The sequence below is a fragment of the Pseudoalteromonas luteoviolacea H33-S genome (assembly GCF_001625695.1).
GTDB lineage: Bacteria > Pseudomonadota > Gammaproteobacteria > Enterobacterales > Alteromonadaceae > Pseudoalteromonas > Pseudoalteromonas luteoviolacea_B.
Map to the genome: position 1 here is coordinate 1 of NZ_AUXY01000066.1, position 25,314 is coordinate 25,314.

General features: G+C 42.1%; 23 protein-coding genes and 7 tRNA genes. 9 read left to right on the forward strand and 21 right to left on the reverse strand.

Annotation, left to right across the window (positions count from 1 at the left end):
* Positions 1-154 precede the first annotated feature (154 nt).
* The 7 genes from N477_RS09455 to N477_RS09485 all read right to left on the reverse strand — a co-directional run bounded on the left by N477_RS09455 (position 155) and on the right by N477_RS09485 (position 1,087).
* Positions 155-230 (reverse strand) — tRNA-Thr (locus N477_RS09455).
* 12 nt (positions 231-242) lie between these two features.
* A tRNA-Phe gene (locus N477_RS09460) sits at positions 243-318 on the reverse strand.
* 58 nt (positions 319-376) lie between these two features.
* A tRNA-Thr gene (locus tag N477_RS09465) sits at positions 377-452 on the reverse strand.
* An 11-nt stretch (positions 453-463) separates the two neighbouring features.
* Positions 464-539 (reverse strand) — tRNA-Phe (locus tag N477_RS09470).
* Positions 540-721: 182 nt separating this feature from the next.
* A tRNA-Phe gene (locus N477_RS09475) sits at positions 722-797 on the reverse strand.
* Positions 798-924: 127 nt separating this feature from the next.
* Positions 925-1,000, reverse strand: a tRNA-Thr gene (locus tag N477_RS09480).
* An 11-nt stretch (positions 1,001-1,011) separates the two neighbouring features.
* Positions 1,012-1,087 (reverse strand) — tRNA-Phe (locus tag N477_RS09485).
* A gap of 253 nt (positions 1,088-1,340) precedes the next feature.
* Between N477_RS09485 and N477_RS09490 the strand changes: the two genes are divergently transcribed.
* Positions 1,341-4,358, forward strand: a complete 3,018-nt coding sequence (locus tag N477_RS09490; RefSeq protein ID WP_063361883.1) for a hybrid sensor histidine kinase/response regulator — start codon at positions 1,341-1,343, stop codon at positions 4,356-4,358.
* A 56-nt stretch (positions 4,359-4,414) separates the two neighbouring features.
* Here N477_RS09490 and N477_RS09495 read toward each other — a convergent pair whose 3' ends face one another.
* The 4 genes from N477_RS09495 to N477_RS09510 all read right to left on the reverse strand — a co-directional run bounded on the left by N477_RS09495 (position 4,415) and on the right by N477_RS09510 (position 7,957).
* A complete protein-coding gene (locus N477_RS09495; protein ID WP_063361884.1) occupies positions 4,415-4,594 on the reverse strand; it encodes a hypothetical protein in 180 nt (59 codons plus the stop codon).
* A 183-nt stretch (positions 4,595-4,777) separates the two neighbouring features.
* The gene (locus N477_RS09500) at positions 4,778-5,908 is read right to left on the reverse strand and encodes a sodium ion-translocating decarboxylase subunit beta (protein WP_046354147.1); all 1,131 of its coding nucleotides are present in this window, start codon (positions 5,906-5,908) and stop codon (positions 4,778-4,780) included.
* A gap of 11 nt (positions 5,909-5,919) precedes the next feature.
* Positions 5,920-7,704: a sodium-extruding oxaloacetate decarboxylase subunit alpha gene (gene oadA / locus N477_RS09505; protein ID WP_063361885.1), complete on the reverse strand. Its 1,785-nt coding sequence runs from the start codon at positions 7,702-7,704 to the stop codon at positions 5,920-5,922.
* Positions 7,705-7,714: 10 nt separating this feature from the next.
* Positions 7,715-7,957: an OadG family protein gene (locus tag N477_RS09510; RefSeq protein ID WP_063361886.1), complete on the reverse strand. Its 243-nt coding sequence runs from the start codon at positions 7,955-7,957 to the stop codon at positions 7,715-7,717.
* A 497-nt stretch (positions 7,958-8,454) separates the two neighbouring features.
* On the opposite strand from N477_RS09510, the gene N477_RS09515 reads away from it, so the two are divergent.
* Positions 8,455-8,919, forward strand: a complete 465-nt coding sequence (locus N477_RS09515; protein WP_155731855.1) for a YcxB family protein — start codon at positions 8,455-8,457, stop codon at positions 8,917-8,919.
* A 46-nt stretch (positions 8,920-8,965) separates the two neighbouring features.
* On the opposite strand, the gene csrA is transcribed toward N477_RS09515, so the two are convergent.
* The 6 genes from csrA to N477_RS09545 form a co-directional block, all read right to left on the reverse strand.
* On the reverse strand, positions 8,966-9,154 hold the full coding sequence (gene csrA, locus N477_RS09520) for a carbon storage regulator CsrA (protein WP_023399613.1): 189 nt from the start codon (positions 9,152-9,154) through the stop codon (positions 8,966-8,968).
* A gap of 90 nt (positions 9,155-9,244) precedes the next feature.
* Positions 9,245-10,465: an aspartate kinase gene (locus N477_RS09525; RefSeq protein ID WP_063361888.1), complete on the reverse strand. Its 1,221-nt coding sequence runs from the start codon at positions 10,463-10,465 to the stop codon at positions 9,245-9,247.
* Between the two features lie 3 nt (positions 10,466-10,468).
* Positions 10,469-13,072, reverse strand: coding sequence for an alanine--tRNA ligase (gene alaS, locus N477_RS09530; RefSeq protein WP_063361889.1), 2,604 nt, complete (start codon positions 13,070-13,072; stop codon positions 10,469-10,471).
* Positions 13,073-13,131: 59 nt separating this feature from the next.
* The gene (locus tag N477_RS09535) at positions 13,132-13,593 is read right to left on the reverse strand and encodes a regulatory protein RecX (protein WP_063361890.1); all 462 of its coding nucleotides are present in this window, start codon (positions 13,591-13,593) and stop codon (positions 13,132-13,134) included.
* Positions 13,593-14,414: a BPSS1780 family membrane protein gene (locus N477_RS09540; protein ID WP_063361891.1), complete on the reverse strand. Its 822-nt coding sequence runs from the start codon at positions 14,412-14,414 to the stop codon at positions 13,593-13,595. Before N477_RS09540 ends, N477_RS09535 begins: the two co-directional genes overlap by 1 nt.
* A gap of 187 nt (positions 14,415-14,601) precedes the next feature.
* Positions 14,602-15,228 carry a GTP cyclohydrolase II gene (locus N477_RS09545; RefSeq protein ID WP_063361909.1) on the reverse strand — a complete coding sequence of 209 codons (627 nt, stop codon included), beginning with the start codon at positions 15,226-15,228 and terminating at the stop codon, positions 14,602-14,604.
* Positions 15,229-15,402: 174 nt separating this feature from the next.
* Here N477_RS09545 and N477_RS09550 point away from each other — a divergent pair, with 174 nt between their 5' ends.
* The 3 genes from N477_RS09550 to N477_RS09560 are packed head-to-tail and all read left to right on the forward strand — an operon-like array spanning position 15,403 to position 18,609.
* Positions 15,403-16,620: a hypothetical protein gene (locus N477_RS09550; protein WP_063361892.1), complete on the forward strand. Its 1,218-nt coding sequence runs from the start codon at positions 15,403-15,405 to the stop codon at positions 16,618-16,620.
* Entirely contained in the window at positions 16,620-17,060 is a 441-nt protein-coding gene (locus N477_RS09555) for a hypothetical protein (protein ID WP_231098102.1), read from the forward strand. The genes N477_RS09550 and N477_RS09555 overlap by 1 nt, the downstream gene beginning before the upstream one ends.
* 22 nt (positions 17,061-17,082) lie before the next feature.
* Positions 17,083-18,609, forward strand: a complete 1,527-nt coding sequence (locus tag N477_RS09560) for a sensor domain-containing diguanylate cyclase (RefSeq protein WP_063361893.1) — start codon at positions 17,083-17,085, stop codon at positions 18,607-18,609.
* Here the strand turns inward: N477_RS09560 and N477_RS09565 are convergent.
* Positions 18,606-19,112, reverse strand: a complete 507-nt coding sequence (locus N477_RS09565) for a DUF3087 domain-containing protein (protein WP_063361894.1) — start codon at positions 19,110-19,112, stop codon at positions 18,606-18,608. The two genes, N477_RS09560 and N477_RS09565, sit on opposite strands and share 4 nt — an antisense overlap.
* 115 nt (positions 19,113-19,227) lie before the next feature.
* Here N477_RS09565 and N477_RS09570 point away from each other — a divergent pair, with 115 nt between their 5' ends.
* The 3 genes from N477_RS09570 to N477_RS09580 all read left to right on the forward strand — a co-directional run bounded on the left by N477_RS09570 (position 19,228) and on the right by N477_RS09580 (position 21,141).
* Positions 19,228-19,872, forward strand: a complete 645-nt coding sequence (locus tag N477_RS09570; RefSeq protein ID WP_081216451.1) for an energy transducer TonB — start codon at positions 19,228-19,230, stop codon at positions 19,870-19,872.
* A gap of 85 nt (positions 19,873-19,957) precedes the next feature.
* The gene (locus tag N477_RS09575; protein WP_063361895.1) at positions 19,958-20,515 is read left to right on the forward strand and encodes an RNA polymerase sigma factor; all 558 of its coding nucleotides are present in this window, start codon (positions 19,958-19,960) and stop codon (positions 20,513-20,515) included.
* A complete protein-coding gene (locus N477_RS09580; protein WP_155731856.1) occupies positions 20,512-21,141 on the forward strand; it encodes a hypothetical protein in 630 nt (209 codons plus the stop codon). The genes N477_RS09575 and N477_RS09580 overlap by 4 nt, the downstream gene beginning before the upstream one ends.
* Here the strand turns inward: N477_RS09580 and N477_RS09585 are convergent.
* Positions 21,138-22,514 (reverse strand): Na+/H+ antiporter NhaC family protein, encoded by a 1,377-nt coding sequence (locus N477_RS09585; RefSeq protein ID WP_063361897.1) that lies wholly within the window; start codon positions 22,512-22,514, stop codon positions 21,138-21,140. The genes N477_RS09580 and N477_RS09585 overlap by 4 nt on opposite strands.
* A 296-nt stretch (positions 22,515-22,810) precedes the next feature.
* Between N477_RS09585 and N477_RS09590 the strand changes: the two genes are divergently transcribed.
* The gene (locus N477_RS09590; RefSeq protein ID WP_063361898.1) at positions 22,811-23,659 is read left to right on the forward strand and encodes a MurR/RpiR family transcriptional regulator; all 849 of its coding nucleotides are present in this window, start codon (positions 22,811-22,813) and stop codon (positions 23,657-23,659) included.
* Between the two features lie 18 nt (positions 23,660-23,677).
* Here N477_RS09590 and N477_RS09595 read toward each other — a convergent pair whose 3' ends face one another.
* Both N477_RS09595 and N477_RS09600 read right to left on the reverse strand, forming a co-directional pair.
* The gene (locus N477_RS09595) at positions 23,678-24,841 is read right to left on the reverse strand and encodes an exo-beta-N-acetylmuramidase NamZ domain-containing protein (protein ID WP_419555237.1); all 1,164 of its coding nucleotides are present in this window, start codon (positions 24,839-24,841) and stop codon (positions 23,678-23,680) included.
* A 44-nt stretch (positions 24,842-24,885) separates the two neighbouring features.
* Positions 24,886-25,140 (reverse strand): hypothetical protein, encoded by a 255-nt coding sequence (locus N477_RS09600; protein WP_063361899.1) that lies wholly within the window; start codon positions 25,138-25,140, stop codon positions 24,886-24,888.
* Positions 25,141-25,314 lie beyond the last annotated feature (174 nt).

Below are 25,314 nucleotides of genomic sequence, written 5' to 3' on the forward strand. Positions count from 1 at the left end.
TGAGCTATCTGGGCAAATAATCTTTACGTGTATTAAAACTATCTAAGGGTTTTCAATACAACTCCACACAGCTCTACCAAACGAGCTATCTGGAAAAATCTTTTACTTTAAGAAATCAGAACTTTGATTTCTATCACGCTACATGTTTTAAAAATGGTGCCGACTATCCGAGTCGAACGGATGACCTACTGATTACAAGTCAGTTGCTCTACCAACTGAGCTAAGTCGGCACACTAAAATAATGGTGCCCAGAGGCGGAATCGAACCACCGACACGAGGATTTTCAATCCTCTGCTCTACCGACTGAGCTATCTGGGCAAATTTTTCATTTGAAAAATCAGAACTCTGATTTTATTCATGTTACATGTTTTATAAATGGTGCCGACTATCCGAGTCGAACGGATGACCTACTGATTACAAGTCAGTTGCTCTACCAACTGAGCTAAGTCGGCACACTTAATAATGGTGCCCAGAGGCGGAATCGAACCACCGACACGAGGATTTTCAATCCTCTGCTCTACCGACTGAGCTATCTGGGCAAATAATTTTTACGTGTATTAAAACTCTCTAGGGATTTTCAATACAATTCCACTCAGCTCTACCGAATGAGCTGCCTGGGCCAAATACTATTTATTTTTGAAATACAACTAATGTATTTCAATATCTAAACCGCTTTTATAAAGCGTTTTAGTAAAAGTTTTCATTTTACATCTTTAAGAGATGGTGCCCAGAGGCGGAATCGAACCACCGACACGAGGATTTTCAATCCTCTGCTCTACCGACTGAGCTATCTGGGCAAATAATTTACGCGTATTAAAACCCTCTAAGGATTTTCAATACAATTCCACACAGCTCTACCGAATGAGCTATCTGGTAAACTAAATTAGCTTGGATTTATTTCCAATGCAGAACCAAATTTATAAATGGTGCCGACTATCCGAGTCGAACGGATGACCTACTGATTACAAGTCAGTTGCTCTACCAACTGAGCTAAGTCGGCGCACCTAAAAATGGTGCCCAGAGGCGGAATCGAACCACCGACACGAGGATTTTCAATCCTCTGCTCTACCGACTGAGCTATCTGGGCGTGCGGCGTATTAAACGGGTTTTGCCCTTTTAAGTCAACTATTTTTTTGCAATATAATTTGTTTGCGCACAATTCATGCAAATTTGACAAAAATAACTGACTAAAGACTGATTTTTATACTTTATTCCTTCTTTAGGATCTCCTTGAAGCAATAATAAAGAAGTAAAAACGTAGAGAAATCATCCATTATAGGTGTTAGGATGTTAAGTTATTATAAAGCTTGATTTGAAAGTTACTTGCTCGGACTATTTCAATGGAAAAATCTTCACAAGCACAGATCAAAGGTTTCGTGCCCCTGTTTGTTTTTATCACACTCATCATTACTAGTATTGCATCACTAGGCGCCTACCTTTGGCCAAAGCAAGAAAGTACCCTAGTACATAGCCAACCAGATCTTACTCTGCAAGCTCAGGACTTGGCAGCGCCACTGAGTAATACCATGATGAAGCTAGGTTACAACTACGCCAAACAAATGCTGACATCGGTAAAAGCAGGTAACCCAAATATAGATGCCTATTTATATGCTGATAGTGGCATGGGCAAGCCGAGTTTGGTATTTCAATCGAATGATGAACCTATTGCACCTATAAAACAACGTACTAAATTGACCATAGATGGCAAAGTGATTGTTCATCAGCCACTGACACTAGATGATATTCCTGTGGGTGAATTGGTGTTAGTTTATAGCGAACCTAAAGTCACCGTCGCCAGTAGTAACCCATTAAGTTATGCATTGGCCCTTGTAGCTTTGTTACTCACAATAGGGTTTGCACTCTTTTTGAAAAAGCAAATCGTCGGTAAGTTGGCTAAGGAGCTTAACTTACTCAACTCAGAGCTAGAACACCTAATAAAGAAGAAAGATTACGATGTCCATGTCACAGAGCAGCTGAGCTTTGGCTTGTCTTCTACAGCAATCGGTATTAATGGTCTAATCAATCAAATCCGCGATATCATAAAAGGTAATAAAGCATCTCAACATGAATTGAGGCAGCTACAAACGAGCCTAGAAACAGAAGTTCAAGCTCGAACGCTTGCGCTGGAAAAGGCAACTTTAAACGCTGAACGCGCATCCGAAGCAAAGACCACCTTTTTGGCAACCATGTCCCATGAGATCAGAACACCGATGAATGGGGTCATTGGCACCATAGATTTGTTGCGTCAAACCGAATTAGATGGTGCTCAACACCGATTGACGACCATTATTCGTGATTCTGCCTTCTCATTACTAGGTATATTGGACGACATTTTAGATTTCTCAAAAATTGAAGCTGGTAAGCTACAAATTGACAGTAGTGCATTCTCTGTATCGGAAACCATTGAAGAAGTAGCCCGTGTTCTCTCCTCTGTCGCGAAAAAGCGTAAATTGGACCTGCAGCTTGCTATTGCCCCAGATATTCCGAGCAATTTAGTCGGTGATGCTGTTCGCGTTCGCCAAGTGCTTTACAACCTATGTAGTAATGCAATCAAATTCACCACAACTGATGACAGCAAACAAGGCTTTGTAAAGATCTCTGTTGAAGTCGCACAAAATACGTCTGAGCATTATACACTGCGCTTTAAAGTGACTGACAACGGTAAAGGGATGACCCAAGCCCAGCTTAGGGAAATATTTAATCCCTTCATTCAAGCAGAAGGCTCCATCACTCGAGAATATGGTGGCACAGGATTAGGGCTATCTATTTGTAAAAGTCTTGTCGAGCTCATGTTAGGCTCTATCAATGTAAATTCAGACATCGGCATGGGCAGTGAGTTCATTGTTGAACTGCCATTTAGCATCAGCGGGAAAGTTGAGTATGCCAACAAGGGCGTGCTCGCTGGCCGTAAAGTAGTGACTTATACGCATAACCCTAACCGCCGAGCTATCTTAGCGCGCTATTTATCTTTCATGGGTGCAAACTCAGCCATCATTGTTGATTCAAGCGAGATAGACGAACACCAATACGAACAAGATGTTGTGTGGGTCCTAGATGGCTTAGATGGCATGGATAAAGTCAATCAGCAATTAAGAGACCTGCTTTATTCTATCGAGCATAATAATCAGCAAGTGATTGTATTGAGTACGATGGACGAATCCGCGCTGAATCACGGTCATATTTTCTACCTTAATGCAGCACCATTGTGTAAAACAAGTTTTATGACTGCGGTATTAGTTGCGGTAGGCTTGCATCAGCCAAAACAACTTAAGCCATCTCGCACGATGAATAGCTACCTAAATGTTGAAGATGCTAAAGCTCAAAATAAACTCGTATTATTAGTAGAAGACAACGTCCTAAATCAACAAGTACTCACGGATCAACTTCATCTACTCGGTTATGGAGTGGAAGTTGCTGAAAACGGTGAAGAGGGCTTGAAGATGTGGCAGCAGGGGCATTATGCCGTCGTCCTAACCGATCTGCATATGCCAAAAATGTCAGGCTACGACATGGTTACTAAGATCCGTGATATTGCCGAGCATGCGCCAGACATCAACGCTCAACCTTATATTATTGCCATCACTGCCAATGCACTTAAGGGCGAACGTGATCGCTGCCTAGCCACTGGCATGAATGACTATATTACCAAACCTGTTGAACTCAATGTGCTTGAAGCTACCTTAGACAAATGGCAAAACGTCTCTGGACACCAAGTAACGCAAGCAACTAGCATCTCTGCTACATCAACGGACAGCGATAGCGCTCCCCCTCAAACACAGCCCATTTTAGATGAGCCGGTTACTCAGGCTCAGCCTGATAACCAGCCAGCCCAAGTAGAGCAAATGAGTAATGACAGAGAAATGCCGTCAACATCGGCTATGCAACTAGATATGCCGAGCTTTACTCATGCCGAGCCAAGCAAACCAGAGGTAATAGAAGAGCAAGCGCCTGTTGCAGAGGTGGAAGAAACGAGCTTACCACCAGTTGCACAAGAGCAAACTAACGATGATATGCCGATTAATATGGATCAGCTCAACAAATACGTCAATGATGATAGCGCTAAGCGACTGCGCTTCTTTAGAATGTACCTTGAGCAAAGTAGCGAATTAGCCCGTGACATAAATGGTGCGGTTATTTCATCAAGTCAAAATGAAATCATTGAAGCGTGTCACCAGCTTAAATCCATATCTCGAACAATTGGCGCTGAGCAAGTTGCGCTTATCGCAGAAAAGTTTGAGTCAAAGTGTAAAACAGAGGAAATGACGACAGATCAATTAATTCAACTTCGAGATGAGCTTGAAGAATCCTATATGAAAGCAACAGAGTTTATTCAAAAGTACTTACAGTCTGCCAGTTAACCTTTAGTCGCCTATCGGTAAAGCCACAGTAGTGGCTTTACCAAACAAACCCAACTTTACCCTTGAACCATTGAGTGGATCAGTTTAACCACAACGCCTATCATCGCCAACGGCAGGATATATTTACTGTATTTTTGCGCCTTATCTAAGCCAAGCTTTCCCTGATATTTCTCTAGAAGCGGGATCAAAATGAGTAACGCCGCAATCAAGCAAACCAGTATCAAAATAATATTCATGGTATTCCCTAATTTTTACAACCAAACTATTTTATAACATGGACCAACTCACTTGGCCCGTTATTTATACTAGATCAATGTAAACAGCGTTTATAACAATAAAGGCGCTTCCAAAAGAAAGCGCCTCAAATATAAATAAGAAAAATGTGGGGCAAATGCCCCACTAAAGGTTGGAGAGTGTTGTTAATTGACTAACGCAAGCAAAATACCTGCAGCAACCGCACTACCAAGTACGCCTGCTACATTTGGCCCCATTGCATGCATTAAAAGAAAGTTATGCGGATTAGACTCAAGACCGACTTTATTGACCACTCGCGCAGCCATTGGAACCGCAGACACACCCGCAGCCCCAACTAATGGATTGATTGGATTAGACGAAACACGGTTCATAATTTTAGCCATGTAAACGCCTGAGGCTGTCCCAATGCTAAATGCCAACGCGCCAAGTACCAAAATGCCCAAAGTTTCTACTGTTAAAAACTGGTCGGCTGCTAATTTGGAACCGACCGCCAAGCCCAAAAATATCGTCGTGATATTAATCAGCTCGTTTTGCGCTGTATTGCTAAGCCTATCTACCACACCAGACTCACGCATTAAGTTACCCAAACAGAACATACCAACCAAAGGTGCAGCCGCTGGTAAAAACAGTAAAGTCAACGACAATACCATCAATGGGAAGAGAATCTTTTCTCTCTTAGAAACGACTCTTAACTGTGGCATTGCAATACTGCGCTCCTCATCCGACGTTAATAAACGCATAATAGGAGGCTGAATAATAGGCACCAGTGCCATATATGAATACGCTGCGACCGCTATTGCGCCTAATAACTCAGGAGATAACTTTGACGCTAAAAATATCGCCGTAGGCCCATCTGCACCACCGATAATTGCGATAGCAGATGCATCTTGTAAGGTAAACTCAAACCCAGGAATAAAGTTCAGTAAAATCGCACCAAATAAAGTCGCGAAAATACCAAACTGTGCCGCAGCCCCTAGTAGCAACATACGAGGATTCGCAATAAGCGCACTAAAATCAGTTAAGGCACCTACCCCCATAAATATCAGTAAGGGGAATATGCCACTGTCGATCCCGATATAATAAACGTAATATAGTAATCCACCCGGCTCAGATAGCGCTGCCACGGGGATATTCGTTAATATCGCACCAAAACCAATCGGCACCAGTAAAAGCGGCTCAAATTTTTTCGCGATAGCCAAATACAGAAGACCACACCCTACAGCTATCATGGATAACGCAGGAAACGTTAAGTTAGCAATGCCAGTTGCCTGCCATAAATTTAACAAACCATCCATCTCAAGCGCTCCTATGCCATCTCAATAATCGCGTCGCCAGCAGAGACAGAATCACCCTCTGAGACTAAAATATCTGCGATTTTGCCCGTCGAGGTTGCACGAACTTCCGTTTCCATTTTCATCGCTTCCATGATGAGAACAACATCACCTTGAACAACATCATCACCAGGTCTTGCATGCACCTTAAAAATATTGCCTGCAAGGGGAGCATTAAGTGTTTCACCTGAACTAACGGATGCAGACTGTGGCATCAGCTCACTGTCTTTCACCGCAATCTCTTGCAAGTCACCACCTGCGGACACTTCTACATCGTAAACCTTGCCATCAACTCTTACGCTGTAGCGCTCATTTTCTTGTTTGCGAGCAGGTGCAGGGCGACTAACCGCTTTTTCAACAGCCGTGTTAACAACTAAGCTTGGGCTTGGCTCAAACGCTTCTGGATTGTATCTATTTTTTAAGAATTTCAAGCCTATCTGAGGGAACAGAGCATAAGTCAGTACATCATCGACAATTTCCTCAGCAAGCTCAATTCCTTCAGTTTTAGCCTTGGCCAGCAAATCGGCTTCCAAACTATCCATTTCAGGCTCGAGCAGATCAGCAGGTCTGCATGTAATTGGTTCAACACCGTCCAAAACACGAGCACGTAACGGCTCATCCACAGGGGCAGGTGTTGACCCATACTCCCCTTTTAACACACCAGCAGTTTCTTTGGTGATGGTTTTATAACGCTCGCCAGTCAGTACATTTAATACCGCCTGCGTGCCTACAATTTGCGATGTAGGTGTAACCAAAGGGATATAGCCTAAGTCTTTACGGACATGAGGAATTTCACTCAATACTTCATCGAGTTTATCACCTGCACCTTGTTCCTTAAGTTGGTTTTCCATATTGGTTAACATACCACCGGGTACTTGTGCAGATAAAATACGCCCATCAACCCCTTTGAGGCTGCCTTCGAATGCCGCATATTTTTTACGTACATCTCTAAAGTACGCTGCAATAGATTCAAGTTGACCTAAGTCCAGCCCAGTATCTCTTTTCGTTCCTTCAACAATCGACACCAGCGTTTCTGTTGCGCTGTGCCCATATGTCATACTCATGGAAGAAATGGCGGTATCCAGCATATCAATACCCGCATCAATGGCCTTTTGATAGGTTGCGGTGCTTAAGCCTGTTGTTGCATGACATTGCATCGCAATAGGCACAGACACAGTTCGTTTTAGCTCAGAAATCAAGGTATCTGCGTCATATGGATTAAGTAGCCCCGCCATATCTTTGATACAAATTGAATGACAGCCCATCTCTTCAAGTTGTTTCGCCTGCTTAAGCCAGCTTTCTAAGTTATGGACTGGGCTCACAGTGTAAGAGATTGTACCCTGCGCATGTGCACCCACCTTGATCGCAGCACGGATTGCAGTCTCCAAATTACGAACATCGTTCATCGCATCAAAAATTCTGAATACATCAACGCCGTTTTGATGTGCACGAGTGACAAACTTCTCCACCACATCGTCTGCATAATGGCGATAGCCAAGCAAATTTTGACCGCGTAATAACATCTGCTGCTTTGTATTAGGCATGGCTTCTTTTAGCGCGCGGATCCGATACCAAGGATCTTCACCTAAATAACGGATACACGCATCGAATGTTGCACCACCCCAAGACTCTACAGACCAGTAACCGACTTTATCGAGCTCTTCCGCAATCGGTAACATATCTTCAAGGCGCATGCGCGTTGCTAATAAAGATTGATGAGCATCTCTTAGGACTAATTCAGTAAGTTTTAGTTTTGACATGAGATACCCCTTAGTTTTTTTGTCTAAATTGAGAAACTGCTGCACTGATTGCAGCGACATGTGCCGCAGGCACACCTGTTGATACTGGTTTTGAAGATTTTTTAATTGCAGGTTGCTGAGACTCTTGCTCTGTTGCAGCCAGCTTAGATAACGCTTTTACTGCAAAGATGAGAATTGATAAAAATAAAAATACCCCAATCATGCCTGTTAACATAAGATTGGCAGCCTGCGCTAGCAATTCGCTGATTTCCATTTCCGCCCCCTTAGTTGTTATTTATTTGTATACGCCCACCCAACCAAAGAAATAGATAGGCAACTTTTGTAAATATTTATTCAACCATCATATCAAACAAATCCTTCATGTAAAGCTGGTTGTAAATTGGTATTACCAATAAGTGTTTTTGTTTTCTTTTCACACACTTAATCATCAATAATGGTAAAACAAAGTATAAAACACCAAATAAATATGAAAAATACTCAAGATATAAAGGCTAAATATAACTAAATATGAGGAAACCGCCGTGAAAACTGGTTTAATGTTGGCCCATCAAGAATTGGTCTTACCTAAATAAAAAAGTCAAAAATCGCAACAAGAGTAAATACTCAGCAATTGAAGTTAAACACCATAAATAGTGACTTGGGTACAAACTTAAAAGAAAGCGATGTCGGAAACTGGCTTATAAAATTTTCAGATTTAAACACCTTGGGGAACGTCGTATAATTAGGGATTAGTCAACTTGAGGAATACTCGTGTTTCAAAGTGAATTTACCCTAGATAAGCAATATTTTCAGGAATGCTTTGATGAATCAGTCGCACTAAGTCAGCATCATAAGCCTAAATATGGCTTAATCGGCTTTTTGTTGATATTAGGCGCCTTATCTCATTACTTATTAGGACAAGCTTACCTTGGCAACTTTTTATTTGTACTGGCGGTCATTGAAGGGGTCTCATTTTATTATCGTCGCCCTTGGTGGGTTGCAAGGCAAATGGTCAGCAGAGCAAGTGGCTCGAAAGTACATTTACAAATAGATGAACAAGGGATCAACGCTAAAAACCCGTATCGTGCTTTTGAGCTCAGTTGGCAGGATATTGATAACGTGATTGAAACAGACAAAGGACTATTAATAGAGCATGCAAAGTACCGTCAATACATCTCTAAACAAGCACTAGAGCAAGATGCATATGACTTTATATTGCAACAGGCAAAAAAATAGCCACTTTAATGTGGCCATTTCTCGAACATAGGTAACATCGTACTTATTACATGTTACCCGTCGGATTAGATTTTTCAGCTTGAATTCGCATGTAGATTTCTTCACGGTGTACCGAAACATCTTTTGGTGCATTTACGCCGATACGAACCTGGTTGCCTTTAACACCTAGTACCGTTACTGTTACTTCATCACCAATCATCAGGGTTTCGCCTACACGGCGAGTTAGAATTAGCATTCTCTTGCTCCTGTTATTCCAAAATTTAAAAGATTCCGCGTCAAGTTCATTTTAATTAAAAGTTCATGTAAAAGTAAGCAAAATAATTGCTTATTCACGACTTTCTAAGCCAAATGCACCATGAAGTGCCCTAACAACAAGCTCCAAGTATCGTTCTTCTACTAAAACAGAAATTTTTATCTCCGATGTCGACACTAAAAGTGTATGAATATTTTCTTTCGCCAAGGCGTCGAAAAATATGCCTGCAATGCCTGAATGAGACTTCATACCTACACCCACAGCAGAGATTTTAGCAACTTGTTGATTGCCCTCTACGCTCGAAGCACCGATATCAGCTAAGTTGGTGTCTAGTACATCAAGCGCTTGTGCATACTCATTGCTATGTACAGTTAAAGCATAGTCTATTTTGCCAACTTGATGATTAATTTGGCTTATCATGTCCACTTCGATGTCATATTCAGCAAGTAAACACAAAACCTTTGCTAAAGAGCGCGGCGTTTCAGGTAATTGACGTACAATGATTAATGCTTCATCTTTTTGATAAGCAATACCTGATACAGTCCTACTTGTCACTTTAGGTTCCTCATAGCTAATTAGGGTGCCGGAATCGGGCTTGAACGTTGATAACACTCTCAGTGGAATATTATACTTTCCTGCAGCTTCAACGGATCTGATCTGTAACACCTTCGCGCCTAAGCTCGAGAGCTCTAACATCTCTTCAAACGTAATTTGATCCATGCGACGTGCTTTGGGCTCAACTCTCGGATCTGTGGTATAGACACCATCAACATCCGTGAAGATCTGGCATTCATCTGCCCCAATTGCAGCGGCAATCTCAACTGCAGAGGTGTCTGTTCCGCCACGACCTAGAGTCGTAATATTGCCTTCAAAGTCACGGCCTTGAAATCCGGCAACAATCGCAATACGGTTATGTTCAAGTTCTTGTTGCAAACGCGCCACATCAATGCTTTGAATACGTGCTTTGCCAAATACATTATCCGTTTTAATACCAATCTGGTCAGCTAACAAGCTCACTGCAGAATGGCCGCGTTTAACAATAGCCATTGCCAGCAACGCAATCGACACCTGCTCGCCAGTTGTAAGCAAAACATCTAATTCTCGCGCACTTGGTCGCTCATCAATTTGCTTAGCCAGTGACAACAAGCGGTTGGTCTCACCTGACATAGCTGACACAACAACGACAACTTGGTGGCCTTGTTGTTTAGCCTTTATGATCAAATCGGCGACCGCCTCGATTCGCTCTATTGAGCCAACCGAGGTGCCGCCAAACTTTTTTACGATTAATGCCACAGGTTATTGCGTTTTATCATTCAACCATACAGGAACACTTGCTAATGCAGCTTCCAAGTTCTCTGGTTGTGAACCGCCTGCTTGTGCCATATCTGGACGACCACCGCCTTTACCGCCAACTTGCGCTGCCATGTGATTTACTAGTTCGCCCGCTTTAACTTGGCCTGTTAAGTCTTTTGTGACACCAGCGATCAAGCTCACTTTATCGCCATTGGCAACACCCAGTGCAATCACACCTGAGCCCATCTTGTTCTTTAAGTCGTCAACCATACCGCGCAGAGCTTTTGACTCAGTACCTGCCACATTTGCGACAAGTAACTTAATGCCGTTAACGTCAACCGCTGACTCAAGTAAAGATGCACCCGCCGCACTTGCTAGCTTGTCATTCAACTGGCTCACTTGCTTCTCAAGGCCTTTTGCTTTCTCAATGAGTGCAGCCACTTTTTCAAGCGCACTTGCACTATCGCCTTTTACTAAAGCAGCGATATCTGACAGTACTTGCTCTTGCTCTGCAACATACTCCACCGCATCTTCACCTGTCACAGCTTCGATACGTCGTACACCTGCTGCAATACCGCTTTCAGAGACAATTTTTAAGAAGCCGATATCACCAGCACGCTCTACGTGTGTACCACCACATAACTCAATTGAGTAATCGCCAATTGAAACAACGCGTACTTCATCATCGTACTTTTCACCAAACAGTGCCATTGCACCTTTCGCTTTTGCATCTTCAATATCCATGAGCTGGGTATTTAACGCAAAGTTAGCACGGATCTCATTGTTTACTGTTGTTTCAATCTCTCTCAGTTGCTCTTTGGTTACGCCCTCAAAATGTGAGAAGTCAAAACGCAACTTATCAGGCATGACCAATGACCCTTTCTGAGCAACGTGCTCACCTAAGATTTGACGCAGAGTTTCATGTAAAATATGTGTCGCTGTGTGGTTTTTCTTGATACGTTCACGGCGCTGAGCATCAATTTGCGCATCGACTTTATCATTGATACCGATACGCCCTGCCACATAACCATGATGTGCAAACGCATTACCCAGCTTTTGCGTATCTGTAACAATAAATTCGCCACCAGTGACTTTTAAAACACCCGTGTCACCAACCTGACCACCTGATTCTGCGTAGAAAGGAGTACGGTCAAGTATAACAATGCCTTTTTGCTGCTCTGTTAGCTCTGAGACACTTTCGCCTTCTGCGAATAGCTCAACCACAGTGCCACTGTATTGAACGGCATCATAGCCTTTAAAGTCAGTGACTTTCTCAGACTTAAGCTGCTCGTTGTAATCCGCACCGAATTTACCAGCTTGTTGCGCTTGCTTACGCTGGGCTTCCATCGCAGCTTTAAAGCCACGCTCATCGATAGTCATGAAGCGCTCACGAGCAACGTCTGCCGTTAAATCCGCAGGGAAACCATAAGTGTCGTATAGCTTAAATACCAAATCACCTGGGATAACATCCCCTTCAAGGCCAGCTAAATTCTCTTCTAAAATAGCCAAACCACGGTCAAGTGTTTTGCCAAATTGCTCTTCTTCAATACGTAAAACTTTTTCAATGATTGCTTGCTGCTTGATCAGTTCAGGGTACGCTTCACCCATTTGCTCTGCGAGTGCACCTACCAATTTATGGAAGAAGGCCCCTTGTGCACCTAGCTTATTACCATGTCTTACTGCACGACGAATGATACGACGAAGCACGTAACCACGACCTTCATTTGATGGCATTACGCCGTCGGCAATTAAGAATGCACATGAACGAATATGGTCAGCTACAACGCGTAAAGACTTGTCTTCTAAATCTTGCGCCCCAGTCACAGCAGCTGTTGCTTTGATTAAGGCTTGGAATAAATCAATTTCATAGTTTGAGTGCACACCTTGCATAATTGCAGAAATACGCTCAAGACCCATACCTGTATCAACTGATTGATTCGGTAGTGGCTCCATCGTACCATCGGCATGGCGATTGTATTGCATAAATACAAGGTTCCAGATCTCGATAAAACGATCGCCATCTTCTTCAGGGCTGCCTGGAGGACCACCCCAAATGTGTTCACCGTGATCAAAGAAGATTTCCGAACATGGACCACAAGGACCTGTGTCGCCCATAGACCAAAAGTTATCAGACGTATCAATGCGAATGATGCGCTCTGCAGGCACTCCAACTTGGTTTGCCCAAATGTCATAGGCTTCTTCGTCAGTGTGGTACACAGTCACTAACAGCTTTTCTTTTGGTAACTGGATCACATCAGTCAAGAATGACCACGCAAATTTAATCGCATCTTGCTTAAAGTAATCACCAAAACTAAAGTTGCCTAACATTTCAAAAAATGTGTGGTGTCTTGCTGTATAACCCACATTTTCTAAGTCATTGTGCTTACCACCAGCACGTACACAACGCTGCGAACTCGTCGCGCGGTTATATGGACGTTTTTCCGCACCTAAGAATACGTCCTTAAATTGCACCATACCTGCGTTAGTAAACAGAAGTGTGGCATCGTTCCCTGGAACTAAAGAACTTGATGGCACCACTTGGTGGTGTTGTTTAGCAAAGAAGTCTAAAAAGCTTTGCCTAATCTGTGCGGTAGTCATGTGCTGCATGTGATTATTCACCCTTTATTGCTGCTGTGTGCTGTAAATCACAAAGGAAGTTGTCAAAATCAACTCTCACTTTGCGACTGTATAGCAAAATCTATTTGGTCATAGCTAAAGCCACGATACATCATGTATCGAACACGCTTTGACTTTTCTTGATAATCTAATTGTTTTGTGGAGTAACCGTATTTCTTCTCATAGGTTTGTTGAGCTACGGCAAACCAATCAATTTCTCTTTGTTCGATAAGTTGCGTTAATTGCGACTTATCAACGCCTTTATTTATCGCGTCCATCATTACCCGCTTTTCACCTAACCCCTTGGCTAGTTGGCGGTTGAGATAGCTTTCACAGTGTCTTAAGTCGTCTAGATACCCGATGTCACAAAGCCATTCAATAAGTGACTCAGCATACTCATCTGTCGCGCCTTTTTGACGAAGCTTTTGACCAAGTAGCTTACGTGAATACTCTTGCCTAGATAACAGCCACACTGCGTAATTTTTTAATTTTTGTTTTTCTTTATCATCCATCAAGCATCAAACCGGCCTGATTGAGTCACATTATCTTGCTCATCTTGTGATTTGCTCCCTTGACTAGGACCATCTTCACTCTGAGGTGATTGAGTCGCAAAAATTGCCTGAAAAGAGACAAAAAAGCCAATATACAATATAGGCATAATGATAATTAACGGCACAAGTGACAGCGGCGTTGATAAAATGATCAACAACGCGGCAATACCACCATAGACTGTCAATGGCGCCATATTGTGATAAAACACGTGTAATGACTGCTTCATCGCAGCAAAGATATTCGCCTGCTCTTTGAAATATACTAGCGGCAGAGCATAAGCAAATGCCATCATGGCAAGCGATTGTAAAGCAATAAAAACAACAATGTCAGAAAAGCTAATCGCTTGTGCAATCTGCTCAATGACTATTTGCATATCTTGATCTGGAGTGTGGTTTTGCAGCGCGCTGGTAACAGGCTCAAACAGCAAGCTCATTAATACACCCAAAATAAGCGCGACACCCAATTGATAAAGACCTAAACGGAATAAATTCAGTCTGCGACCTTTTGTAGTAAACGGCTTTAAAATATCGGCCAACATGATGGATTTACCCGCTTGTATATTCAGCGCAGCATTGTAAAAACCAACCGTTAAAAAAGGCCCAGCCAGCGCACACATCATCTGAATGATAGGGTTGGGAATAACAAATGGGAATAGTCCTATGATGACGATGAAAATGTACATCATCATAAAAGTCAAAGGCTGAGTTTTAAACACCGCCCATCCGGCTTTAAACCAGCTCACCCCAAAACTCGCTTTGAATTTTTGAAAATCTGCAGACATAAATGATTAACTTAGTTATAAAACGCTCTAATTATACTGATTCGAGAGAGTACTTGAAAGGAAGTTTATGAGGCTTATCGTGACTAAATGCAACAAAATAGTGAAATACAAAATAATATGCATGTTCAGTGTTTGATTTGCTCTATTGCTAAAGTCCATTGAATACAGCAAATCAAACCTTATTTGGCTACTTTGGCTTTTTTATTTGCTCCATATCTAGCATATGAGAGCCATGCTTCACTTTCGTCTCTAAATAATTGCGATTTCCAGAGTCGCCGACTTTCACATGTGCCTGAGTACCGACGACACTTTCAACTTCAATGCCGGCATTACGCAGTGCATTCAATTTACGCGGGTTATTTGTCATCAATTTTACATGATTGAGTCCCAAGGCTTTGAGCATGAGCACAGCATCTGAAAAGTCACGTAAATCGTCATCAAACCCTAGATGGTTATTGGCCTCATAGGTGTTCATTCCCTGAGATTGTAATACATAAGCATCAATTTTATTATATAAACCGATGCCTCGACCTTCTTGTCGCAAATATAATAAAACACCACCACTTTGATGCATTTCTTCTATGCATTCGTTAAGCTGCTCACCACAGTCACATCTCGATGAATGAAAAACATCTCCAGTTAAGCATTCTGAGTGCATTCTGATCAATGGCACTTCTTGCTTAGAATCTGCACCATTAAATACTAACGCAACATGCTCTTCACCATCTTTAAGTCCTTCAAAAGATACTATCTCTGCAGGAATATGACTACGCTGCCCTACATTCAGCTCGACTCTTGCTCTAACTTCAGCCACGACTAGAAAATACCTAATTAAAAATGTGATATTATCACAAATATGCATATATCACTCTATATGGTGACAAATGTACCATTTTACAAGTCAAAATACACAAAACTGGTAAATGTGTACATAAGCGCTAGTCTTTATCCACATAGATAGTTTGCTGGTAGCAATAGCGGGTCGCCGATGAGGCTGTTAACTCTACTGTTTTTACTTCTTCCTTGTTATGGTGCAGCCGAGCAATTGAAGCTCGATGGCTTTGCCACCATAGGATTAACTGTTACAGATTCAGATACTGCCGGAATAAGGCAGCATATCTCTCAGCCTCATGCGACTTATAAAGACGAATTCGGCTTCACTAACTCATCATTAGGTGCACAAGTTGAATGGCAAGCAAGTAAAAATACCCAGTTTGTCGGGCAAGCGCTCTTTAAAGACAACGAAGAACAAAATTTAGATAACATCATACAAATGGCCTTTCTTCGTCACTCTTTTAATGGCAATTGGCAACTTAGAGTTGGCAGAACAGGCCTCGACTTGTTCATGATGACCGAACACCGCGATATTGGATATACCTATACCTATAACCATCCCCCGACAGAATTTTATGCCATTGTCCCGCACCAAAACTTAGATGGGATCGACGTAAAATATACCCGTCGCCTGACACAGGGGTTGATCAGTGGGAAGTTCTTCGCAGGCAAATCTACTGCGCCAATTGTGAGTGATGAGGGTTTTTTTTGGGATGTCGAGCTAAAGTCGCTCTATGGTCTGGTTGTCGAGTGGCAATCTTATGATTGGACTTTCAGAGCAAATTATACAGCCACGCAATCCGGCAATGAAAACGACCAACAAAAACAGCTTCAAGCTGCGCTAACATTGGTCCCTGATCAAATTTGGCCACAAAAATCAACCTTGCTCGACTCCTTAAACATCATAGGAAAGCGCTTCAATTACTCCGCTATCGGCACACGTTACGACAATAGTCACTGGTTTTTACAAAGCGAAGCGTCATACATAGACTCAAACTCCCAAGTACTTAAAGCGCTTACAGCAGGCTATATCAGTGTTGGCCTTTATTATGACAACCATACTTTAATGGCCACCCTAGCACAGGCCAAATCCAACAATAGGACGCCTCAACGTCCCTTGGTGTCAACTCCAGAGCTAGACCTTTTATACAACACGCTGATCCGACATACTAATTTTTATCTCGTCGATCAAAATACGTTTTCACTCACTCTACGATCGGAAATTAATCACTCTCTCGCAGTAAAAGTGCAATTAGAACACACAGCTATAGACAGCTTACCCTCTGCTTTTTATTTACATCGTAACTTACAAAGCGGTGATTTTGACAACTCATTCAATACGCTGGGTATCAGCCTAAACTGGGTGTTCTAATGTATCGAGTCTGCAAAAATGTCATGCTGTTGATTCTTTGCTTATTTGGCTTAAATGCCAACGCAGAGGTGCAAAGCGAGATTGTCATCGTGGTAAATAAACATAACCCGATCGAGCGAATAGAAAAGCGCCAATTAATTGATATGTATATGGGCAAATACCTCGCCTTTCCAAATGGTCATATCGCAGTGACGTTAGACTATAAAAAAGAGCATGATTTGCGTAGAGTATTTTTTGAAGCACTGACAGGCCGCAGCATATCGCAAGTAAACGCATATTGGTCACGCGTTAAATTCAGTGGTAAAGCATCACCGCCTCAAGCATATCCAACAATTGACGCTATAATTGATAAAGTGACAACAACTCCAAGTGCAATTGCCTACATACCGGCAACTGCCGTAACTGACGAATTAAAAGTAGTGTATCGTTTTGCTAAGTAAACAAAGCTTAATAGTAAGGTTGATGCTGATCTTAAGCATCTCAACTTTTTTATTTTCTGCCGTATACGCGTATCTATATTACAACTACATTTTTGAAACTGAGCTTGAGCGCTCAGACAACAGCGTATTGCAAATTAGCCAAACCGTCTCCTCAACAGCATCAATTGCCGCTTATCTTGAAGACAAAGATTTAGCCAATGAAGTTGTCAATGGCTTGGTGAGCAATGACATTATTCAATCAGCCGCCTTGACCAACCAAAGTACAGTGCTTGCCAAAAGCATCTTATTTAACGAGCGAGAAGCGCTCACTTTTAGCCTGCCTAACCCTTTTATTCTGCAAGAGAACATTGGCTTCATTCATGTCGTGCCGAACACCCAATTTATACGTCAAAACGCCCAGGGCATTGCATTTTCCTCAGTACAAACCTTGCTCATTGTGGTCATTCCCATGCTCCTGCTATTTGCCGCTTTATCTTTTCTACTGGTTTCAAAGCCATTGGGCTATTTAAGCCATCAATTAACAAGTATCACTCCTGGAAGTGCTAACCGGATCCATATTCATGACGCCCATAAGCAGAGTGAAATAGGTCAAATAGGCAAAGGGATCAACGCCATGCTGAGCAATACCGAAATGCTTTTTGAGCAAGAGCGTAGTTTGCGGTTAGAGATTGAACAGCTCGAAAAACGCTTTCGCTTGATGTTTGAACGCAGTTCATCACCAACACTATTGGTACGTGAGCAAGGAGATGTTTCACTCGTCAATGATGCTGCTAAAGATTTGTTAGCGGGTATGGGTGTGGACAGTGAAGAGCGCTTTCCTGACAACTTAGGGCAATATTGTAAAACTCCAGATATTTTGTACACCTTCACCGAAAATAGCATAAAACAAAAACAAGTTATGCAGGCTGAGTTTGAATTTACCAATCCACTCACTTTGTCTTCTGTTTGGCTCAGTATGATCATCCTCAACACAGAAAGTGATGGACAGTGGTACTTTCAAGTTTTTTTAGCCGATATTACCTCTCGAAAAACCATGATCAATCAACTCAGCCATCGCGCACAGAGAGACAGTTTAACCAGCTTATATAATCGATACGGTGCAGAGCTGACTCTGCTTGACTGGATTGACACCAAGACTGAATTTAGCCTACTTTTATTGGATCTTGATGAGTTTAAACCCATCAATGACATCTATGGGCATAATGCCGGTGATGACGTGTTGAAACATGTCGCCCAAAGCATTTCTTACATTGTCTCGAACAATGACCTAGTGTGCCGCTGGGGCGGTGATGAATTTGTCATCGCAATGAAAACGTCTGACAAATACACCATTAATGCCATTGCCACTAAACTCCTAGAAGCGGTAAATACCCCTTTTACGTTTGAGCACAACAAACACCAACTAAAATTACATGTGGGTGTTAGTATTGGCATTTCGCATTTTCCTGAACATGCCGACAATTTAAAAGGCCTGGTAGAATGTGCGGATGTCGCCATGTACACAATTAAAAAAACGACCAAAAATCAATTTACTTATTACTCGACCTAAAACTCACGCAAGATGCGCTCGTCATACAACTCGATATCTAAGTTAACGTTATGAGCCTGAGCTAATCCCTCTAGTTCAGCTTGCCATAGGGACAGCTCTTCCATAGTGATAGTATTATCATCTAAATGCCACAATTGACGAGACCCGCTGTAACTATATTGGATGGCTAACATGGCATTTGGATCACCCTGTTCAGCCGCCTTTTTAAGTTTCGGCATTTTTCTTGTAATTTTATTCAGCGCTTGTTTAAGCTCCCAAACATAAACAACTTCAGTCATAAATGGGTGGTTTTTAACTTTTTTCAGGACAGCGGCGATCACCGCACAAGTTACCAGTACCCCCAAAAGATTCCAATGAAAGTGACTACCATCACTGTCTGGAAAAAGATGGATGAGTACTTGGGCGATACCCAAGCTACCAGCGGTTAAACTGACTATGCACAGGCCAATGACCCAATTGAGATGCTTTCTATATCTTGATTTATCGATATCTTGTAACTGCATGGCATTTCCTATTAAGCGACTTAGAGGCATTTTAATCAGTTAAAAAAGAAAATAAAAAATATATCACCCCTTTTTTTGACCTAGCGCGTTTTACTAGCAAAAAGAAGGGGAAATTATGATGACTACGATGACTGATATCAAAGTACCAACGCCCTATAAAGCGTTAAACAAACTTGTTTTATCTTTTGTTGGTGCGCTGTGCGTTACATTTTCTTTGTTTGCTTTCATGCAGCAATTAGTGAGCCAAGATAAAGTGTTTGTCCCACAGCCAATACCCACTTTTGATATATTCATTTCTCAAGACCTTGAGGATACACCCGTAAAGGTGCGCCAAGTTTTACCGCCACCGCCAAAGCCTGCACCAAAAGCACCACCGAAACCAAACACGCCCCCTGCTGAAACAACAGGTGTAGCGGTAGAGATTAATATTTCTTCAGGTGTTAAATCATCGCCAATTCAAATGCAAAACACATTGCAGATGAGTGACAGTGGCGCAGCACCCATTGTACGAATTGAGCCAACATACCCAGCGGCAGCGGCAAGAGATGGCGTAGAGGGCTGGGTGCAAGTCGCGTTTAGCATTTCGCCTAGCGGACAAGTAATTGATGCACAAATTATCGATGCCAAGCCCAAGCGAGTATTTAACCGCGCAGCACTTAAAGCACTGAAACGTTGGAAATATCGTCCAAAAGTCATCAATGGCAAACCCGTAGTTCAACCTGGGCAGTCAGTTATGTTAGAGTTTAATTTAAACAAGTAAGCAAACTTGTACATAGCCGCTGAGTTTCGGCTCAGTGGCTACTGATATAGCTTCTGGTGTCAATAAGAAAAAACACGGAGAGAATATGCTACTTGCGATAAAAAACTGGTTCATCCAAGATAAAACTGAAGCACATGATCCCTTAGACGAATTTAAACGCTGCGGTGAGAATCGGTATTTAGAACAGGCAATTGATAATTTTAACCCTGATCTTTACCACTATTTGTGCACGCAAAGCGACCCAGAGACCGCAGAGGATATATGCCAAAAGACTTGGCTCGCCATTGTAGAAAAGCGTCAATATTACCAAAGCAATAGTACGCCCAAAGCGTATATATTCAAAATTGCACGCAATGCCTTAATTGATGAGTTTCGCAAACAAAATAAGTATATATGTGATAGCAATGAAACCGATATCTGCACACAAGATGGCGATAGTAATTTTAATTACGCTTGCAATGAGCAATTATACAATGCGATTAAAGCACTGCCACACACCCAAAAAGAAGCCGTTTGCTTACAATTAGAAGGGTTTTCACTCAAGCAGATTGCCCAGATCACCGCTGCAAACCCTGAAACAGTCAAAACGCGCTTAAGATACGCCAAGCAACAACTAAAGCACATGTTAGGAGAGCTAAAATGAGTGACTCAAAACCCAGAATAAACGATCTCCAGCAAGCGTATTCAGCATCGAGAAGACTAAATAAAATGACCCCTAAACAGGTTAGACGGCTAAAAAAAATAAGTAGACTCGAGAATCGTAAGCACACTAGACAGTTTTGGGTAAGAACCTCAATGTGGGCAAGTTCATGCTGCCTTGTCGCATTAGTAGGTAGCCTGACTTTACAAGGCTTACTGACCGACTTTGAAAACTTCCTTGCGCAGGTTGACCCCCACTCTTTTTCAGCGCAGCACTATCAAGTTATTGAGACACATAATATCGTTGAAGGGCAATATCAAACCACCATTGCACAGCAAAAAGCGCAGCTCGACGACACGCTGGCGGGGTCAAAAGAAACACTCATGGTTGTGCGCCAATTTTACGGCCAATTAGTGCATTCAGAAAAAGATGTATGGTTTATCGCAGACTGTCAAAATCAAACTTTATTAGAAGTACGAAAAAGTTTACTCGAAGAGCTGGGTGTACCTAAAAATAATATGCTTGAATACGAACAAGGTCAGTTATTGGCATTGAGTAAAAATCAGTCGGGGCAGTTGATTAATATCACCGCCCCAACTTCTGGCAAAAATCTCTATGCGTGCCCTTAAAGCAAGACAACACTCGCAATTATAAACCCAACCAAAGCCAAAGCGCCTCCGACAAGGGCATACGGCAGTTGGGTTTTAACATGAGTTAATAAATCACAGCCAGAAGCAAGTGCGGACACCGCACTGGTATCTGAGATAGGTGAGCAATGATCGCCAAAAATACCGCCACTTAAAATCGCGCCGATAACCAGCGAAGGTGGCAATCCCAAAGCTTGGATTAACGGTACACCAATGGGTATCAGTATTGCGAATGTACCCCAAGATGTCCCCGTCGTAAAAGACATCACTGCCCCCGTTAAAAACAAGGTAGGCACGATCAGATACAAGGGTAAGTAGTCACCAACAAGTTGCGCCACAAATACTCCCGTGCCCAACTCCTTTAAACTTGCTCCTAAAGTCAGTGATAGCAAAACAATACTCACCAAGGGCAATAGCTCCCCCATGCCTTTAAAGCCGATATCAATCAATTGATGATGCGTAAATTGGCGCCCTGTAAGTAACATCAAATAAGCAACCGCACATGCCAACACGGTCGCATATAATACCGATTTCGAACCACTGCCGCTGGCAAGCACGCCGTCGCCCGTCCACAACATAAAGCCAATCATGCCAAAAATAAGTACGCCAAGCGGCACCAGCATAAACCGAGCTCGTGAGGCTTTTGGCCCTGCATCTAATTCTAACTTTGTCTGCTTAAGTTCATCCTCAGCGACTTTCATCGGGCCATGAACCTTATCAAACACAATGGTGTAGAGCACGATTATCAGCGTAATAATGGCATAGAAGTTAAAAGCGACACTGCCCCACAACACACTGACAGCTGACTGTTCAAGTTCATAATTACTCAGCAGGCCTAAAACAAACGCACCCCAACCGTTGAGTAAGATCAAAATACAAACAGGCGCACTGGTGCTATCTATAATATAAGCAAGCCGTGCTCGACTCATTTTGAACTTATCAAATAAGCCACGTGCAACAATGCCCGAAGTGAGCACACTCATATTCGACTCGATAAAAACAGCAGTGCCTGTAAACATGGTCAACAGGCCCACTTGCTTTTTATTTTTTACAACACCTATGCGCATCAATTTTTGCACTGTTGCTGATACGCCTCCGGACTCTCGGATATACGCCAATAGTGCCCCAATCACGATACTAAAAATTAGAATTCGACTATTCCCGGCGGACGTTGCTACTCCGATTATTCGTTCAATACTATTAATAAATGTAACGAAAATGGATTGCTCACCTTTAACGAATACCAGTAAAAATTCTGACGATAACAAAGCCAATATTAAGGCGACGATCACTTCCTTTCGCCAGAAAACAACGGCTATTGCAATGAGTGGGGGCAAGATAGAATACCAAGACATAGCTTTCCTTTTATTGTTTTCATTGAGTTGAAAAGCGCTGATAACAGTAGAAAAGACATACATTCATACTTATATTGTTATCATACATGCGTAATTTATAACCATGGTAGCTTAAACACTTATTTAAAAAAACCTTCTATTTCGGGTATATAAATTCACAAATGCAACAATAGTACCCTTACCAGAGCCACATAAATCAAAAAACGCAATAATATTCCGAAACAATCTATCGCAACGTTCCAATTGAACCTATAATATGGACAGTTTAAGTTAGTTTTAGTTACCAGGTGATCCTCATGTCTACTTTTGTAAAAATAAAGGCCTTGAAGCCTTCACTGTCACAAAGTGAAGCTAAGTTGGCAGACTTTACGTTGAAGTCAGGTGCAAAAATTCGCGGCCTGTCGTCTATCGAACTCGCAAAGTCAGCAGGTGTAAGTCAGTCAAGCGTTGTTAAATTTGCTCAGAAACTAGGTTATAAAGGGTTTCCAGCATTTAAGTTGGCTGTTGTAGATGCGTTAAATGAACAAACACAAGAAGATACGCCGCTATCAAATGAGATAGAACAAAATGATTCTATTGCACATATCTCAGAAAAGCTGATCGCTAATCAACAAGCAACACTTGTTGCAACCAGCAAGTTAAATACGCCAGAATTGTTTGAGCAAGCTGTACAAGCAATCAAAGGCGCAAAAAAAGTCATGGTATGCGCTATTGGTTCAACACATACTATGGCACAAGACCTAACCTTAAAGTTACAAAAGCTAGGTGTTTGTGCAGTCACACATGTTGATGAACTGAGTGCTGCGAGTTACATTGCCACAATGGGCAAAGATGACTTATTTATCTGCCTTAGTAATTCAGGAACCGTCAAAAGTATCGTCAAGCTGGCTCAGCAAGCTAAAGCCAATGAATGCCAAATCTTGGCGCTTACTCGATATGGTCACAGCGAGCTAGCAACTTATGCTGACAACTGCTTGTACTGTATTCAAGAAGCAGAAGCCGTTAAACACTCAGCAGTATTGACTCGTGCTTCTTTAGGTTATTTAATTGACGTGCTGTTTATCTCTTTGGCGCAGTCAAACCTACACTGGCAGCGACGCGCAGATCGCTCCAATGAATACATGAGCGATATGTTAAACATCTAGTCTCATGCATCAGGTGCCTTATCTTCCATATAATAGATAAGGCGCTCTTTGTCGTTTAAACTCAGTCACTTCCTGACGCCAAATAGCTTCTATTTGATGTGCTTTTAACCCTTGCTCAACGCCAAGCCTAATCAGATTAGTCCCTGCTAATTTATCTAAAAACTTGGGTGATGTAATAAACCGTTGGTTATGTTGTTTAAATGCACTATGTGCTGCAACAAACCATGTTAAATCAAACCCCTTTAGCTTGCTTTGACGCAAATCCCGACCCCATACTTGTTCACCTTCTAGTTTTGGAAAACGTGCCGCACCAATAATTGAGCGCGGTGAAAAAGAAAATTCGCCCAGTTTAACTTGATTATGTCCATACACTTGAAAAGGAAAATCGGTACCTCGTCCTACCGATACAGCTGTTGCTTCAAAAAAGCACAATGATGGATATAAATAAATTGCCTGTTGATTCGGTAAATTAGGACTGGGTGCAACAGGTAAAATATATTCATCGAACGCATCATAGTTTGCTACTGGGACTACCTGAAGGTTTAGGTCATTGGTGCCTGATAACCACCCTTCACCCTCTATCATTAAGGCCAGTTCTCCAACCGTCATCCCATGAAGTATAGGAATTGGATGCATACCCACAAACGAGCTATATGCTTTATCTAAAACAGGACCATCAACATGCAGAATATTTGGGTTTGGTCTGTCTAACACGATAAACGCTTTTTGGTGCTCTTTTGCAGCCTGCATCATATAGTGCATCGTGCTAATATAGGTATAAAATCGCACGCCAACATCTTGAATATCAAAGATGAGTACATCTAAATCAACAAGCACATCTCTGCTTGGGTGTTTTTGCTTCCCATAAAGCGATACTATGGGCAGCCCTGTTTTCGCATCGATACTATTGTTGATATGCGCGCCTGCATCTTGGTCGCCTCTAAAACCGTGTTCGGGCGAAAAGATCCTGACGACATTAATATTTTCCGCGAGTAAAAAGTCAACCAAGTGTTCATCTGCAACCCGAGAAGATTGATTTACAATTAAGCCAACTCGCTTATCTTGCAAAAGTGGTAAATATATCTGTGACTGCTGTGCGCCAACCTCTATCGCAACTGATTGCAGCGCAATGAAAGGCAACATGATTAAGAAAATAAAATTAAAATAAATGGCACGTACCAACGCCGTAACTCCTATAGCACACAATGACTGGGCAATATGCCTGATCAGCGCCAAAAAAAGAACCTTTTTTTGACTTTTACATGGGCTTCAATTTCAATATTCTCTAGTAAAAAGAAAGGCTTCACAGTATCTAATTGGGCCTGCGTCAAGCGCTTGCTCTTTAATGCCGAGATAATACTATCTTGTTCCAGTGTGGCTTCTTTAAATCCGCATTCAACAAATAGCACACTTTCTTCGTGTTGTAGTCTAATATTTTGATATAACTGAGCTAATTGGGCTCCCGAATAAGATGTATTCATTACTTGCACCTTCATACACAATTGATGTTAGGTACAAGTGTATGTAATAGCTTGATAGTAAAATTGGATAAATGCGACATTTGATATGACGCAGTGGACGCGAGTGAACCTCTGACCGGCTCAAAGCATCTCGGAATATTCGGATCTCTAAACTGATTCAAATTTCAGGCATAA

Coding starts and splice junctions, on each gene's coding strand:
- N477_RS09500 (WP_046354147.1), bottom strand. CDS start 5,908: ATGGATGGTTTGTTAAATTTATGGCAGGCAACTGGCATTGCTAACTTA.
- N477_RS09490 (WP_063361883.1), top strand. CDS start 1,341: ATGGAAAAATCTTCACAAGCACAGATCAAAGGTTTCGTGCCCCTGTTT.
- N477_RS09585 (WP_063361897.1), bottom strand. CDS start 22,514: ATGTCTTGGTATTCTATCTTGCCCCCACTCATTGCAATAGCCGTTGTT.
- oadA (WP_063361885.1), bottom strand. CDS start 7,704: ATGTCAAAACTAAAACTTACTGAATTAGTCCTAAGAGATGCTCATCAA.
- N477_RS09575 (WP_063361895.1), top strand. CDS start 19,958: ATGCTACTTGCGATAAAAAACTGGTTCATCCAAGATAAAACTGAAGCA.
- alaS (WP_063361889.1), bottom strand. CDS start 13,072: ATGCAGCACATGACTACCGCACAGATTAGGCAAAGCTTTTTAGACTTC.
- N477_RS09510 (WP_063361886.1), bottom strand. CDS start 7,957: ATGGAAATCAGCGAATTGCTAGCGCAGGCTGCCAATCTTATGTTAACA.
- N477_RS09590 (WP_063361898.1), top strand. CDS start 22,811: ATGTCTACTTTTGTAAAAATAAAGGCCTTGAAGCCTTCACTGTCACAA.
- N477_RS09560 (WP_063361893.1), top strand. CDS start 17,083: ATGCTGATCTTAAGCATCTCAACTTTTTTATTTTCTGCCGTATACGCG.
- N477_RS09540 (WP_063361891.1), bottom strand. CDS start 14,414: ATGTCTGCAGATTTTCAAAAATTCAAAGCGAGTTTTGGGGTGAGCTGG.
- N477_RS09535 (WP_063361890.1), bottom strand. CDS start 13,593: ATGGATGATAAAGAAAAACAAAAATTAAAAAATTACGCAGTGTGGCTG.
- N477_RS09600 (WP_063361899.1), bottom strand. CDS start 25,140: ATGAATACATCTTATTCGGGAGCCCAATTAGCTCAGTTATATCAAAAT.
- N477_RS09580 (WP_155731856.1), top strand. CDS start 20,512: ATGAGTGACTCAAAACCCAGAATAAACGATCTCCAGCAAGCGTATTCA.
- N477_RS09550 (WP_063361892.1), top strand. CDS start 15,403: ATGAGGCTGTTAACTCTACTGTTTTTACTTCTTCCTTGTTATGGTGCA.
- N477_RS09555 (WP_231098102.1), top strand. CDS start 16,620: ATGTATCGAGTCTGCAAAAATGTCATGCTGTTGATTCTTTGCTTATTT.
- N477_RS09565 (WP_063361894.1), bottom strand. CDS start 19,112: ATGCAGTTACAAGATATCGATAAATCAAGATATAGAAAGCATCTCAAT.
- N477_RS09495 (WP_063361884.1), bottom strand. CDS start 4,594: ATGAATATTATTTTGATACTGGTTTGCTTGATTGCGGCGTTACTCATT.
- N477_RS09570 (WP_081216451.1), top strand. CDS start 19,228: ATGATGACTACGATGACTGATATCAAAGTACCAACGCCCTATAAAGCG.
- csrA (WP_023399613.1), bottom strand. CDS start 9,154: ATGCTAATTCTAACTCGCCGTGTAGGCGAAACCCTGATGATTGGTGAT.